At 70.6% G+C, this 13,661-nt stretch carries 13 protein-coding genes and 1 tRNA gene; 6 read left to right on the top strand and 8 right to left on the bottom strand.

From position 1 onward, the window contains the following. Positions 1-120: 120 nt before the first annotated feature. Positions 121-339, bottom strand: a complete 219-nt coding sequence (locus tag AB0M39_RS12655) for an integrase (protein ID WP_365363192.1) — start codon at positions 337-339, stop codon at positions 121-123. Positions 340-476: 137 nt separating this feature from the next. On the opposite strand from AB0M39_RS12655, the gene AB0M39_RS12660 reads away from it, so the two are divergent. Further along, positions 477-1,175 carry a hypothetical protein gene (locus AB0M39_RS12660; protein WP_365363194.1) on the top strand — a complete coding sequence of 233 codons (699 nt, stop codon included), beginning with the start codon at positions 477-479 and terminating at the stop codon, positions 1,173-1,175. Next, positions 1,172-2,830, top strand: coding sequence for a tyrosine-type recombinase/integrase (locus tag AB0M39_RS12665; RefSeq protein ID WP_365363196.1), 1,659 nt, complete (start codon positions 1,172-1,174; stop codon positions 2,828-2,830). Before AB0M39_RS12660 ends, AB0M39_RS12665 begins: the two co-directional genes overlap by 4 nt. A 44-nt stretch (positions 2,831-2,874) precedes the next feature. Here AB0M39_RS12665 and AB0M39_RS12670 read toward each other — a convergent pair. Next, positions 2,875-2,948, bottom strand: a tRNA-Thr gene (locus AB0M39_RS12670). 181 nt (positions 2,949-3,129) lie between these two features. Here AB0M39_RS12670 and ugpC point away from each other — a divergent pair. From ugpC to AB0M39_RS12685, 3 genes are all read left to right on the top strand, one after another. After that, positions 3,130-4,266 carry a sn-glycerol-3-phosphate ABC transporter ATP-binding protein UgpC gene (gene ugpC / locus AB0M39_RS12675; RefSeq protein WP_365363198.1) on the top strand — a complete coding sequence of 379 codons (1,137 nt, stop codon included), beginning with the start codon at positions 3,130-3,132 and terminating at the stop codon, positions 4,264-4,266. A gap of 202 nt (positions 4,267-4,468) precedes the next feature. Further along, entirely contained in the window at positions 4,469-4,891 is a 423-nt protein-coding gene (locus tag AB0M39_RS12680; protein ID WP_365363200.1) for a hypothetical protein, read from the top strand. Between the two features lie 38 nt (positions 4,892-4,929). Beyond that, positions 4,930-5,652, top strand: a complete 723-nt coding sequence (locus AB0M39_RS12685; protein WP_365363202.1) for a nucleotidyltransferase family protein — start codon at positions 4,930-4,932, stop codon at positions 5,650-5,652. A gap of 149 nt (positions 5,653-5,801) precedes the next feature. On the opposite strand, the gene AB0M39_RS12690 is transcribed toward AB0M39_RS12685, so the two are convergent. The 6 genes from AB0M39_RS12690 to AB0M39_RS12715 form a co-directional block, all read right to left on the bottom strand. Further along, positions 5,802-7,370 (bottom strand): DoxX family membrane protein, encoded by a 1,569-nt coding sequence (locus tag AB0M39_RS12690; protein WP_365363204.1) that lies wholly within the window; start codon positions 7,368-7,370, stop codon positions 5,802-5,804. 162 nt (positions 7,371-7,532) lie between these two features. Further along, positions 7,533-8,486: a 23S rRNA (guanosine(2251)-2'-O)-methyltransferase RlmB gene (gene rlmB / locus AB0M39_RS12695; protein WP_365363206.1), complete on the bottom strand. Its 954-nt coding sequence runs from the start codon at positions 8,484-8,486 to the stop codon at positions 7,533-7,535. An 84-nt stretch (positions 8,487-8,570) separates the two neighbouring features. Next, complete coding sequence (gene cysS, locus AB0M39_RS12700) at positions 8,571-9,968, bottom strand: cysteine--tRNA ligase (protein WP_365363209.1); 1,398 nt, start codon at positions 9,966-9,968, stop codon at positions 8,571-8,573. A gap of 134 nt (positions 9,969-10,102) precedes the next feature. Next, positions 10,103-10,609: a 2-C-methyl-D-erythritol 2,4-cyclodiphosphate synthase gene (ispF, locus tag AB0M39_RS12705; protein ID WP_365363212.1), complete on the bottom strand. Its 507-nt coding sequence runs from the start codon at positions 10,607-10,609 to the stop codon at positions 10,103-10,105. Continuing rightward, entirely contained in the window at positions 10,599-11,336 is a 738-nt protein-coding gene (gene ispD, locus AB0M39_RS12710) for a 2-C-methyl-D-erythritol 4-phosphate cytidylyltransferase (RefSeq protein WP_365363214.1), read from the bottom strand. Before ispD ends, ispF begins: the two co-directional genes overlap by 11 nt. Positions 11,337-11,853: 517 nt before the next feature. Then, the gene (locus tag AB0M39_RS12715) at positions 11,854-12,336 is read right to left on the bottom strand and encodes a CarD family transcriptional regulator (RefSeq protein ID WP_003953493.1); all 483 of its coding nucleotides are present in this window, start codon (positions 12,334-12,336) and stop codon (positions 11,854-11,856) included. A gap of 571 nt (positions 12,337-12,907) precedes the next feature. Between AB0M39_RS12715 and AB0M39_RS12720 the strand changes: the two genes are divergently transcribed. Then, positions 12,908-13,618 (top strand): DUF461 domain-containing protein, encoded by a 711-nt coding sequence (locus AB0M39_RS12720; protein WP_365363217.1) that lies wholly within the window; start codon positions 12,908-12,910, stop codon positions 13,616-13,618. The last annotated feature ends 43 nt before the right edge of the window (positions 13,619-13,661 follow it).

Here is a 13,661-nt window from a genome sequence, read left to right on the forward strand (position 1 = left end):
CTCCCGGCGCGATTGGCCATCTCGCTCACGACTGGGTGACCTACTGGCGCGTGCAAGCCGCATAGCCCTCCGCCCGTCGGCGCCCCTCCCCCGAGGCCCGGCGGGCGGAGTCCTTTCGAGCTACAACTCGCGGTCTGAGGGCACTTCCGCCGCGACGCCGAGGTGCCGGTGCAGGTCGTACCGCGACACCTTGTACGCGCGCCCGTGGCGCAGGACTCGCACCGGGTACCGGCCTGTCCGGGCAAGGTGATATCCAGTCGTCCGGCCGAGGTGCAGCGCCCTGTTCGCGGTCTCCAGAGGGACCGCGACGGGAAGCGTCATCAGCTCGTCGTGTGTCATCCCCTGCTCTGTGGTGCCCATCATCTGCCCCCTGCGACATCGGTGTGCACGACGGCCTGTTGGTGCCGAGTAGTGCCTAGATCAGCAACGTACGATCAAGACTGGCGCTTTGCAACTAACAAAGTTAGTTTTGCAATATGCACAGTCACCACACGGCGGGCGACCTCCTCGCCTCGCAGATCCGCCGACACCGCGAGCGCCTCGGCATGAACAGGCACGAGCTCGCCGCCGAATGCGCGCGCCTCGGGCGCCCCGACATCACGTACGCCGTGATCGTCACCATCGAGACCGGGCGCGCGGACGGCAAGAGCAAGAAGCGCCGTCCGGTGACCGTCGACGAGCTGCTCGTGTTCGGCCTCGCGCTCGCCACTCCTCCGCTGCTCCTGCTGCTCCCCCTCGGAAGCGAGCAGGCCGTGCCCACCGTCCCGTCCGCCGACGCGCGCGACCCGTACACGGTGTGGCAGTGGATGACCGGCGAGGCAACGCCAACGCTCGACGGCCCGATCGACGGGCGGTACGTCCCCGACTCCCGGCAGATCGCCGGAACCGGGCAGACGTGGGCCGCCGCATGGGCCACAGCGGCCTATCCGGCCTCGCTGTACCCCGAACTCGCACGGCGCCGCGAAACGGCCCACAAGGCCCGGCTACGCGCCGCGCTCGCCCCATCCGCACAGACCGATTACCTAGACCGCCTCGAGGAGCTCGCGCAGACCGTCAACGACATGCACCAAGCGAGCCTCACCGTCCCCGACCTACCAACCGAGTTGACCGAGGACTTGAAACGGCTCGACCTGCTCGACCACCCAGACCAGATCAACCCGAGAGGTATTGAGTGACCGCGAAAGGCACAACGACGAAACGCTGCTACTGCCGCCGCAAGGACGGCAAGCCGCTGGGCAGCTCCTGCCCCAAGCTCAAGCAGCGCGCACACGGCGTGTGGTCGATCCGGCAGGAACTGCCGCCGACCAAGGACGGCGATCGCCGACTCTTCCGCCGCGCTGGATACGACACGCAGACCGAGGCGCAGGCAGACCTCGACAAGGTTCGCGCCCTGCTGAACATCGCCGACAAGGACGACAAGGACGGCCGCGCCCGCATCGGGGACCTGCTCGAATCCGTCGGCGCTGCCAAGGAAGCGATCCCCGACTACGACGAGACAAAGCGCAAGTTCGGCACCGGGCAGTCGCTCACCCAGCACATGACTGTCGCCGAGTGGCTCGACCTGTGGCTCGCCGGCAAGAAGGCGCTGCGCAAGAGCGGACGCGACCGGTACGAGCTCGACATCCGATGCCATCTGCGCCCCCGGATCGGTCACATCCGGCTCGACCGCCTCACCGTGCCGCACCTCGACGCCATGTTCGAGGGCATCGCCGAGACGAACATCGAGATCACCGAGGCGAACGCCACCCGCCGCGCTGCGGTTGCCGAGCTCAAGACGATCCCGCGGAAGGGAGGAGAGAACCGCGCACGGCGTAAGGCCATGCGAGAGGCAATCGACGCGATGAAGCCGTTCCGGCGAATCACCGGTCCCTCGACGCAGCAGCACATCAGGGCGACCCTGCGGGCTGCACTGAACACGGCGATAGCCCGAGGCTCGATCACGTTCAACGCCGCGCAGCATGTCGAGCTTGGTCCCGCCAAGCGCCCAAAGGCCATGGTGTGGACCGACGAGCGCATCGCCGAGTGGGAGCGGACCGGCGACAAGCCGAGCGCCGTCATGGTGTGGACGCCCGAGCAGGCGGGCCACTTCCTCGACTTCCTCGCCGAGTTCCGGCACCGGCTGCTGCCGCTGTTCCACCTGATCACGTTCCGAGGTCTGCGCCGTGGCGAGGCGTGCGGCGTCCGGTGGTCCGACCACAACACCACCACAGACGAGCTCACCGTCGCGACACAGCTCGTGCAGGACGGTTGGGAAGTCGTCGAGTCAGCGCCCAAGACCGACAGCGGCGAGCGGGTCATCTCGCTCGACGAGTACACCGCCGAGGTGCTGGAGGCGCACCGGATCAAGCAGGGGGCCGAGCGTCTCGAATGGGGCGAGGCATGGACCGACACCGGCCGCATGTTCACGCAGGAAGACGGATCATGGCTGCACCCCGGCACCCTGACCGACACCTTCGAGCGGCTCGTCGAGGCGTCCGGTCTGCCACCGATCCGGCTGCACGACCTGCGGCACGTCGCGGCCTCGCTCATGCTGGCCGCCGGCGTCGACGTCAAAATCGTGTCCGAGACGCTCGGCCACAGTGACAGCCGGATCACTCGGGACATCTACCAGTCGGTCATGCCCAAGGCCGCGCGCGACGCCGCCGAGGCGACGGCCGCCCTGGTGCCGAGGGGGGCCGTGCGGCGGCCCGTCGCGGTCGACACTGAGGTCGAGGTCGAGCCCGCGAACGCCGAGGCCGCACCGATTCCTGCCCAGCAGATTGGGCACGCAATGGGCACGCAGGGGGGTACGAAGATCATCGCGTTCCTCTCCCGCTTGATCAGGGCATAAGAAAAACCCCAGGTCACGGCGAGTGAGTCCTAGGGTTCCTCTAGAGCCCCCTGTCGGATTCGAACCGACGACCTACGCATTACAAGTGCGTTGCTCTGGCCAGCTGAGCTAAGGAGGCGCGTCCGCAGCAGTCTAACCGGACCCGGCCCGCCGCCCGCTCGAAAATTTCATCGCCCACCGGCTACTGACAGAACGGACATCGCCAGGTAGCGTCACGGCAGGTCTACCCCCGGTGGACTACACCACTCCCTTACTCGGATCGTCCGGCACGTTCCTGCCGGTGAAGGAGCTACATCACCATGGCCACTGTCACGTTCGACAAGGCGACCCGGATCTACCCGGGCTCCGAGAAGCCCGCCGTCGATCAGCTCGAGATCGAGACCGAGGACGGCGAATTCCTCGTACTCGTCGGCCCCTCCGGCTGCGGCAAGTCGACCTCCCTGCGCATGCTCGCCGGTCTCGAGGACGTCAACGGCGGATCCATCCGGATCGGCGACCGCGACGTCACCCACCTGCCGCCCAAGGACCGGGACATCGCCATGGTGTTCCAGAACTACGCGCTCTACCCGCACATGTCCGTCGCCGACAACATGGGCTTCGCCCTGAAGATCGCCGGCGTCAACAAGAGCGAGATCCGCAAGAAGGTCGAAGAGGCCGCGAAGATCCTCGACCTCACCGAGTACCTCGACCGGAAGCCCAAGGCCCTCTCCGGCGGTCAGCGCCAGCGGGTGGCGATGGGGCGTGCGATCGTCCGTGAGCCGCAGGTCTTCCTCATGGACGAGCCGCTGTCGAACCTCGACGCCAAGCTCCGCGTCTCCACCCGTACGCAGATCGCCTCGCTCCAGCGCCGTCTCGGCATCACCACGGTCTACGTCACCCACGACCAGGTCGAGGCCATGACCATGGGCGACCGCGTCGCGGTCCTCAAGGACGGTCTGCTCCAGCAGGTCGACTCGCCGCGCAACATGTACGACCGGCCCGCCAACCTCTTCGTCGCCGGCTTCATCGGCTCCCCCGCCATGAACCTCGTCGAGGTCCCGATCGCCGACGGCGGCGTGAAGTTCGGCAACAGCGTCGTCCCCGTCTCGCGCGAGGCCCTGAGCGCCGCCGCCGACAAGGGCGACACCACGGTCACCGTCGGCGTCCGCCCCGAGCACTTCGACGTGGTCGAGCTCAACGGCGCGGCGTCCGCCTCGCTCTCCAAGGCCGCCGAGGACGCCCCGGCCGGTCTCGCCGTCTCCGTGAACGTCGTCGAGGAGCTCGGCGCCGACGGGTACGTGTACGGCTCCGCCCAGGTCGGCGGCGAGCACAAGGACCTCGTCGTCCGCGTCGGCGGCCGCTCCGTCCCGGCCAAGGGCGCCGAGCTGCACGTCGTGCCGCGGCCGGGCGAGATGCACGTCTTCTCGACCTCGACGGGCGAGCGCCTCACCGACTGACGGGCCGAGCCCGGCCCCGAGTTCGACGACGGCCCCGCGCCTCAGCGCGCGGGGCCGTTCTTCGTATGTCGACAAATACCCCGGCAGATCGGGCATTTCGCTCCCGTGGCGTCAACGCCCCTTTCGAAAAGGTTCGTCGAACCATCCCCCGCACGAGTGACTAAATGTCGCCAAATCATCACTGACCGCTACGCTCGCTCGCGTGACCCACACAGCACGCCGAATCGGCCGCACTCTCGCCCTCGTTCTGCCCGTCGTCCTGGTGCTCTCCGGAACCCTCGCGGTCACCAGCGTCCCGTGGGCAGGGCCGAAAACCGAGTCGCAGATCCTCACCGCGTCCTCGGAGAACGTCTCCGTACGCGCCAAGCCCCGCGCCGCCCAGGACATTCTCCGCGACCGGCTTCTGACCGAACTCCAGGAGAAGAACCCGGGCGTCGCCCTCACCGGCCTCCAGCGCGCCGTCGAGGAGAAGCCCTCGCTCGCCAAGTACTGCGTGTCGATCGCCCGCGCCCTCGGCGCCGCCGCCGTCGAGCGCTTCGGGCCCGCCCGCGCCCAGTCCTACTCCCGGCCCGTCTGCGACACGGCCTTCGCCACCGGCGTCGCGCAGCAGACCCAGGGGAGCTGACCGCGGGCCCCGAGCCCGCGCCGCATATCGTTCACGGCATGCATACGCCTACGTATCCGACGCAGGCCGTGGTCCTGGCGGGCGGCCAGGGCTCGCGGCTGCGCCCGTACACCGACGACCGCCCCAAGCCGATGGTCGAGATCCCGGGGACCGGGACCCCGATCATCGGCCATCAGCTTGCCTGGCTGGCCGACGAGGGCGTGACCGACGCGGTCGTCTCCTGCGGCCACCTCGCCGAGGTCCTCCAGGAGTGGCTCGACAGCGCCGTGCTGCCGCTGCGCGTCACCACCGTCGTCGAGACGGAGCCGCTCGGCCGCGGCGGCGGCCTCAAGTACGCCGCCGCCCGCCTGCCCAACCCGGACCAGCCCTGGTACGCCACCAACGGCGACATCTGGACCCGGTTCTCGCTGCGCGAGATGGCGGCCTTCCACGCCGAGCGCGACGCCATCGCCACCCTCGCCCTCGCCCGCCCCCGGATCCCGTGGGGCGCCGTCGAGACGGACGCCTTCGGCCACATCACGGACTTCATCGAGTCCCCGCCGTCGCCGTACCTCATCAACGCCGGCGTGTACGTCTTCTCCGCGGCTTTCCCCGCTCTCCTGCCCGACCAGGGCGACCATGAGCGCACCACGTTCCCCCGCCTCGCCCGCGAGCGCAGGCTGGCCGGCTTCCCGCTGCCCAACGGCGCGTACTGGCGGGCCATCGACACCGCCAAGGACCTCACCGAGGCGGCCAAGGAGCTCGACGCACAGGCTCGTTGAGGCCCGTCTGCCAGAGCAGCACACACGAGGCCACGCACGAGCAGCCAAGGGCGCCCGTCTGCCGGCAGCGCGCACGAGACGCACGCACAAGACTGGGGCGGCCACCGGATTCCCGGTGGCCGCCCCAGTCTCGTCCTGACCCGTGCCGCTCAGCCCAGCAGGCCGCCGATCACCCGGCCGCCGCCCGAGCCGCCGCTCGACGAGCCTCCGCCACCGCCGCCGCTGCCGCCCGAGCCGCCGTCGGAGCCGCCCGACGAGCCGCCGCTGCCGGTCCCGCCGGTGGAGGTGGGCCCAGAGCTGCTGGAGGGGGGCTGGACGGGCGCGGGCTGGCCGGGAGGCTGCTGACCCGTCCCCTGGGTCTGGCTGGGCGCTCCGACGCCCACACGGCCCGTCTCGCGGACCGTGCCGCCGGAGGGCGTGGACTTCTCCGCCGGCGGGGCGCTGGAGCTGGTCGACGCGGACGGCGACGGCTTCTCGTCCTCGGCACTGGCGCTCGCGGAGCCGGAGCTGGACGCGCCCGGCTCCTTGGGCAGCGGGGATCCGGGCAGATGGTTGGTCGGGTCCTGGTTGGGCCCGGGCACCGTCACCATGTCCGTGGAGCGCACCGCGCCGCCGAGCACCGAGCCGATCAGCAGCGTCAGGCCGACCACGACCGCCGAGACCACGCTGCCGCGCCGCAGCACGCGCCGCCGCAGCTCCCACAGCTCCGAGCGCGGACCGAGCTTGCGCCAGGCCTCGCCGGCGAGCTTTCCGTCCACGGAGTACACCGGCGCCCCCGCGATGATCAGCGGGGACCAGGCGGCGAGGTAGATGATGTCCGGCGCGTCGTACGCAGCGACGGTCTTCCAGCTCACCGTCAGCAGCAGCGCCGCCGACAGCAGCACGCCGAAGACGGCCGCGACCCGCTGCCAGAGCCCCAGCACCGTCAGCACGCCGACGACGACCTGGAGGAAGGCCACCGTGAGCCCCGCCCCCACCGGGTGGGAGAGCGCGAAGTCGCGCAGCGGCTCGGCCATCCCCCAGGGGTGCAGCGAGTTGAGCCACTTCACCATGGAGCCGCGTTCGCCGCCGTCGAAGTAGACGGGGTCGCAGAGCTTGCCCATGCCGGCGTAGATCGAGATGAAGCCGAGGAACACCCGCAGCGGCAGCAGCACCACCCCGAGGTTCATCCGGCGCCCGGGGTAGTAGGCGTGCCGCACGGCGTCGGCGGACTGCCGCTGCCCGTCGCCGTCGTATCCGCGCCCGTCCTGCGGGTCCTCGAACTCCTCCTCCTCGTAGGGCTCCTCGTAGGACTCCTGGCCGTAGGCGGGGTACGTGTCGTACGCGCCGACCGCCTGCCGCATCGTCGGCAGCAGCGGCCGGTCGGGAGCGCCGGGGTAGCCCTGCGGGCCGACCACCGGCGTCTGCGCGGTGTCGGCCATCACGTCGACGCCGACGCGCGGGATGACTTGGGTGGCGCCCGCGTCGTACGCCTGGCGCTCCGACGAGGAGTTGCGCATGGCCTGGAGCAGCCCGGTCGCGCCGACGTCTCCCGGCGCCGACCTCCCGCTCCATACGACGGGCGCCCGCCGGCGCACCGCGGTCCGCGCGCCGGCGACGGCGGGGATCCGTGCGGTGTCCGCCAGGGCGCGTGAGGAGCGCGGGCTCTGGGCGAGCTGCACCCGGAAGCTGGCGTGGTTCACGATGACCTGCGCGGGATCGCAGTCGACCTTGACCATGCTCAGCGCAGGCTGATCATCGAACCCTGGGCGGGGCGTTCTGGTGTCCACACTCATCTAACCGAGTGACTTGTGTTTAGGACACTGCCCTGGCGGCCCCGATCTGTCCGAGACCCGTCAAGCTGCACCGACCGTGCTGTTCGCCCGGGTTTCCGCCCACTTTCAGGGGCGGCGCTTGGCCGCCTCGTACAGCACGACGCCCGCGGCGACGCCGGCGTTCAGGGACTCCGCGCCGCCCGGCATCGGGATGCGGACGAGGTAGTCGCACGTCTCGCCGACCAGGCGGGACAGGCCCTTGCCCTCGCTGCCGACGACGATGACGACCGGGCCGCCGAGCGCCTCCAGGTCGCCGACCTCGTGCTCGCCGTCCGCCGCGAGGCCGACGACCGTGAGACCGGCCTTCTGGTACGACTCCAGGGCGCGGGTCAGATTGGTCGCGCGCGCCACCGGGGTGCGGGCGGCGGTGCCGGCCGAGGTCTTCCACGCGCCGGCCGTCATGCCCGCGGCCCGGCGCTCCGGGACGACCACGCCGTGGCCGCCGAAGGCGGAGACGGAGCGGACGACCGCGCCGAGGTTGCGCGGGTCGGTGACGCCGTCGAGGGCGACGATCAGCGGGTCCTCGCCGTCGTCGAAGGCGGCGGCCGCGAGGTCCTCGGGGTGCGCGTACTCGTACGGCGGGACCTGGAGGACCAGGCCCTGGTGGTTGAGGCCGTTCGTCATGCGGTCGAGCTCGGGGCGCGGCGCCTCCATGATGTTGATGCTGCCGCGGCCGGTGGCGAGCTGGAGGGCCTCGCGCACGCGCTCGTCGTTGTCGATGAACTGCTGGACGTAGAGCGTGGAGGCGGGCACGCCGTCGCGCAGGGCCTCGAAGACCGGGTTGCGGCCGACGACCATCTCGGACGTGCCCTTGCCGCCGCGGCGGGCGACGGGGCGGCGCGCGGCGGTCTTCTTGGCCTGGGCGTTGGCGATCCGGTTCTTCTTGTGCCCCTTGCGGGCGGAAGCGGGCGGAGTCGGGCCCTTGCCCTCGAGGCCGCGGCGTCGCTGGCCACCGCTGCCGACCTGCGCGCCCTTCTTGTTGGACGTGCGGCGGTTCCTGCGCTGGCTGTTCCCGGCCATGACTACCTGTTTCCTGAAGCTTCGAATGCGTGCGTACGTAAGAAAGTGTGCCGCCCGGAGGCCCGGGCGGCACATTGTCGCTGGTCAGCGAGGGGCGAGCGTCCACCTCGGGCCGTCGGGGCCGTCCTCGACGGCCAGCCCGGACTGCTGCAGCTGGTCGCGGATCGCGTCGGCCGTCGCCCAGTCCTTGCGGACGCGGGCGTCCTCGCGCTGCTGGAGCACCAGACGCACCAGGGTGTCGACCACGCCGTGCAGGTCGTCGCCGCGGTCGCTCTCGCCGGCCCAGTGCTCGTCCAGCGGGTCGAGGCCGAGGACGCCGAGCATGGCCCGCACCTCGGCCAGCCGTGCGACGGCCGCTTCCTTGTCGTCGGCGGCCAGCGCGCTGTTGCCCTGGCGGACGGTGGTGTGGATGATCGCGAGCGCCTGCGGGACGCCCAGGTCGTCGTCCATCGCCTCGGCGAAGGCCAGCGGCACGTCGGCGGCGGGCTCGACGGGGCCCCCCGCCTTCTCCACCACGCGCTGGACGAAGCCCTCGATGCGCGCGAAGGCGGACTCCGCCTCGCGCAGCGCGTCCTCGCTGTACTCGATCATCGACCGGTAGTGCGGGGTGCCGAGGTAGTAGCGCAGGACGATGGGGCGCCAGTGCTTGACCATCTCGGAGACGAGCACCGAGTTGCCGAGCGACTTGGACATCTTCTCGCCGGACATGGTGACCCAGGCGTTGTGCACCCAGAAGGCGGCGAAGTCGTCGCCGTACGCCTTGGCCTGGGCGATCTCGTTCTCGTGGTGCGGGAAGATCAGGTCGAGACCGCCGCCGTGGACGTCGAAGGCGGCGCCGAGGTACTTGTGCGCCATCGCCGAGCACTCCAGGTGCCAGCCGGGGCGGCCGCGGCCCCACGGGGTCTCCCAGCTGGGCTCGCCCGGCTTGGTCGCCTTCCACATGGCGAAGTCGCGCGGGTCGCGCTTGCCCGCCACGCCCTCGTCGGGCTGGCGCAGATCGTCGATGTCCTGGTTGGAGAGCTCCAGGTACTCGGGCCAGGAGCGCACGTCGAAGTAGACGCTGCCGTCCGCCTCGTAGGCGTGGCCGCGCTCGATCAGGCCGCGCATCATCTCGACCATCTCGGTGACATGGCCCGTGGCACGCGGCTCGTAGGTGGGCGGGAGGCAGCCGAGGGCGTCGTAGCCGTCGTTGAACGCGCGCTCGTTCTCGTACCCGATGGACCACCAGGGGCGGCCCTGCTCGCCCGACTTCGTGATGATCTTGTCGTCGATGTCGGTCACGTTGCGGATGAACGTCACGTCGTAGCCGCGGTACTCGAACCAGCGGCGCATGATGTCGAAGTTCAGCCCGGACCGGATGTGCCCGATGTGCGGGGCGGCCTGCACCGTGGCGCCGCACAGGTAGATCGAGACACAACCCGGCACGAGCGGGGTGAAGTCACGGATCTGCCGGGCGCTGGTGTCGTACAGGCGAATAGTCACGCATCAAGGGTAGTGGCCCGATACCAGTGCCCCGCGACCCTTCCGGGCCGCGGGACAACTTTGTGACTTGCTACGAGCCGGCCGCGGGCCGGGCCCCGTCCGGGAGCCCGCTCGGGACCGCTCGCCTCCGCTTCTCAGCCGGACGTGCGGACGAGCAGCGCCGTCGCGATGGCCGCCAGGCCCTCGCCGCGGCCCGTCAGCCCTAGGCCGTCGGTCGTGGTGCCGGAGACCGACACCGGCGCGCCGACCGCCTCGCTCAGCGCCTTCTGCGCCTCGTCGCGGCGCTTGCCGATCTTCGGTCGTACGCCGATGACCTGCACGGACACATTGCCGATCGCAAAGCCCTCGGCTCGTACGATCCGCGCCGCCTCGGCGAGCAGCGTGACGCCCGAGGTGCCGGACCACTCGGGCCGGGAGGTGCCGAAGTGCGCGCCCAGGTCGCCGACGCCGGCGGCCGAGAAGAGCGCGTCGCAGGCGGCGTGCGCGGCGACGTCTCCGTCGGAGTGGCCGGCGAGGCCGTACCCGTCGTTCTCGGCGGCGTCCCACAGCAGGCCCGCGCACCACAGCTCGCGGCCTCGCTCGAAAGCGTGGACGTCGGTGCCGACGCCGACGAGGGGGAGGTTGGGGACGTCAGAAGCCATCGTTGGCCCTCCTGCGGGCGAGAACCGCCTCGGCGAGTACGAGATCGAGCGGACGGGTCACCTTGAACGCCTCCTCGTGGCCGGGCACGACCACGACCTGGAGGCCGAGCTGCTCGACCATGCTCGCGTCGTCGGTGACGTCCTCGGTGACGGTCTCATGGGCGCGCAGCAGCGTCTCGCGGTCGAAGCCCTGCGGGGTCTGCACAGCCCGCAGCAGCGCCCGCTCGGGCGTGGCGACGACCGGCTCGGGCTCGCCCGCCGGCCGCGGCTCGACCCGTTTGACGGTGTCCGCGAGCGGCAGCGCGGGCACGACGGCCAGGGCCCCGTCCCGTACCGCCTCGACGACCGCGTCCACGGTGTCGACGGGGACCAGCGGGCGGGCCGCGTCGTGGACGAGGACGCAGTCGACGTCGTCCGGGAGCGCGTCGAGGCCCAGCCGCACGGACTCCTGGCGGCTCTCGCCGCCCGGCACGACCAGGTAGTCGGTGCGCTCGGGCAGCGCGTGGGCGTCGAGGAGGTTCTTGACCTCGGGCGCGCCCTCGGGAGGGGCGACCACGACGACGAGGGAGACGGCCCGCGAGGCCGCCATGGCGCGTACCGCGTGGATCAGCATGGGCGTGCCGCTCAGCGCGCGGAGGGCCTTGGGGGCGCCCGGCCCCAGCCGTACACCCCGCCCGGCGGCCGGGATCACGGCTGCGGTGCGGTACGGGCGCGATTGGTCTGACATCGGTTGCACTCCGGCAGGTTTGTTTCCTCGGGCGGCGTGGGTATGGCCTGGGAGTACCCCCGACCGTAGGTTGGGGGTGTGCCGGGCGCGACGCCTTGACCGGACCCTTCCGTGACAACTGGTCTGCGCCAGCCGCCCGGGCCCGGCACACCAAGTAGGCCACGTGGGACCGGCGTTGGCCATCGGCAGGGGGAAAGTCAGCGGGGTTCGGGGTCGGTTCGTTCGAAGTCGGCGGGGGATCTCAGTCGGCGTGTCAGGCGCGGTTCAGTCGCGCCCAGTGCGCGGTACGACTCCTCAGTACGACGCGAGTGCGCCGGCGGGATGCGGGCACTCTCACAACTGGACACTCTCAGGCGCCTGGACATTGGCACCTGGGGACATTCTCAGGACCGCGCGGCCTCAGGGCCGGGCGAGCCGGAGGACGAACATGCCGCAGCGCCCGGCGACAGGACTGTTCTCACAGCTTGTCAGCGGGCACCGCGGCATATGATCCGACGTGATCAACGCTGGTGCGTCGTCAGGACGCGAGGACCTCGTCGAGCAGGGCCTCGGCCTTGTCTTCGTTGGTGTTCTCCGCGAGGGCGAGCTCGCTCACCAGGATCTGGCGCGCCTTGGCGAGCATCCGCTTCTCACCTGCGGAGAGCCCGCGCTCGCGCTCACGACGCCACAGGTCGCGCACGACTTCCGCGACCTTGATGACATCGCCCGAGGCGAGCTTCTCGAGATTTGCCTTGTAGCGACGGGACCAGTTCGTCGGCTCTTCGGCATACGGTGCGCGAAGCACCTCGAAGACCCGGTCGAGCCCGTCCTGACCAACCACATCGCGTACGCCGACGAACTCCGCATTGTCCGCTGGCACGCGAACCGTCAAGTCGCCCTGGGCGACCTTGAGCACCAAGTAGGTCTTGTCCACGCCTTTGATCTGGCGAGTTTCGATGGCCTCGATCAGCGCGGCCCCGTGATGGGGATAGACCACGGTGTCGCCAACCTTGAACGTCATGTGACAGGTACCCCTTCCGTGGCTATCCAGGGTAACACGAGAACGGCTTCTTCTGAATGGCGTTTTCGCAGGTCAGGGCGCATCTCGGGGCTTGACAACTGCAACACGAACGTGCTGCGGACGGGTTCCGGAGGGGGGTATTCGCAGGTCGGAGCGGCTACGCGGGCGGGCGGAAACACGCACGCCACACGCAGTGCGACCCCCTCCCAAGTGGACGAACGTCCCGATTTGCCTGGTTCCCAGCGGTGAACTTTGCGTACTCCGTTCGGCGGTCGGCCGCCCGTCCGGACGGAGTGTCGGCGAATCCCGAATTGATCAACGAAGGCTATTCGCAGGGAATGTGTGACGACCCCTGAAATTGATCACTGTGGTTATGTGAACGGCCCGCGAAATACCAAGATCAGCACGGTGGTCGCACGCCCGGTCCGCCGGCCTTTGGAGCGAGCGGCTGCCGGCGACCGCGAAGGCCGCCGTCCGCGAAGGGGCGGGTCGGGTGCGGGGCGGACCCGGGTGCTCGGTAACCTAAGCGCGAACTGACAACCTGTCCGTACGTCAAGGAGATGCCGCCGCCGTGAGCCGCAGCCTTCGACGCGGCGTCTTCGCCGCTTCTGCCATCGTGTTCTCGATCGCCTCGCTCGCCGCATGCGGTGCGGGCAACGACGCGCAGACCCTCGGCGTCAAGCCGGACAACGCCGCCACCGCGGTCGACGACCTGAAGATCCAGAACGCGACGGTGGTCACCCAGCCGAAGGCGGACGCTCCGGGCCCCGCGGTCGTCAGCGGCACGATCTTCAACAACGGCAGCAAGGCCGAGACGATCGAGTCCATCACCCTGCCGGGCACGGGCACGACGGCGAAGCTGTCGCCCGCCAAGGGCCAGTCCGGCTCGGTCTCCGTGCCCGCCCAGGGCTACATCGTCCTCGGCGGCAAGGACAACGCCTCCGCCGTGATCGAGGACGGCCGCGAGGCCGCGGCCGCCGGCAATGTGCAGGAGGTCGTCTTCAAGTTCAGCGAGACCGGCGACGTGAAGCTCCAGGCGTTCGTCGTGCCGGCGACCGGCTACTTCACGGGCTACGGCCCCAGCACGCCGCCCAAGCCCCCGGTCGCCAAGCCCACGCCCGCCGCCCCCACGGGGTCGCCGACCGGCTCGCCGACGGGCTCCCCCTCGGGCTCGCCGAGCGGCGCGGCCACGGGCGGCGCGACCACGCCCGCCGCGGGCGGCTCCGGCCAGCCGGCGGACCCGTCGGACGCCGCGTCGGCGTCGCACAGCGCGGGTCACTGACACTGCGAGAAGGGGCGGGGCGGCCGCGGTACCCCGCGGGGCG

It is taken from the genome of Streptomyces sp. NPDC051907 (genome assembly GCF_040681075.1).
Taxonomy (GTDB): domain Bacteria; phylum Actinomycetota; class Actinomycetes; order Streptomycetales; family Streptomycetaceae; genus Streptomyces.

What these genes read in the sequence shown, in the direction of transcription:
- AB0M39_RS12655 (WP_365363192.1), bottom strand. Translation starts at nt 339, where the DNA reads ATGACACACGACGAGCTGATGACGCTTCCCGTCGCGGTCCCTCTGGAG.
- AB0M39_RS12660 (WP_365363194.1), top strand. Translation starts at nt 477, where the DNA reads ATGCACAGTCACCACACGGCGGGCGACCTCCTCGCCTCGCAGATCCGC.
- ugpC (WP_365363198.1), top strand. Translation starts at nt 3,130, where the DNA reads ATGGCCACTGTCACGTTCGACAAGGCGACCCGGATCTACCCGGGCTCC.
- AB0M39_RS12685 (WP_365363202.1), top strand. Translation starts at nt 4,930, where the DNA reads ATGCATACGCCTACGTATCCGACGCAGGCCGTGGTCCTGGCGGGCGGC.
- AB0M39_RS12690 (WP_365363204.1), bottom strand. Translation starts at nt 7,370, where the DNA reads ATGGTCAAGGTCGACTGCGATCCCGCGCAGGTCATCGTGAACCACGCC.
- rlmB (WP_365363206.1), bottom strand. Translation starts at nt 8,486, where the DNA reads ATGGCCGGGAACAGCCAGCGCAGGAACCGCCGCACGTCCAACAAGAAG.
- ispF (WP_365363212.1), bottom strand. Translation starts at nt 10,609, where the DNA reads ATGGCTTCTGACGTCCCCAACCTCCCCCTCGTCGGCGTCGGCACCGAC.
- ispD (WP_365363214.1), bottom strand. Translation starts at nt 11,336, where the DNA reads ATGTCAGACCAATCGCGCCCGTACCGCACCGCAGCCGTGATCCCGGCC.
- AB0M39_RS12715 (WP_003953493.1), bottom strand. Translation starts at nt 12,336, where the DNA reads ATGACGTTCAAGGTTGGCGACACCGTGGTCTATCCCCATCACGGGGCC.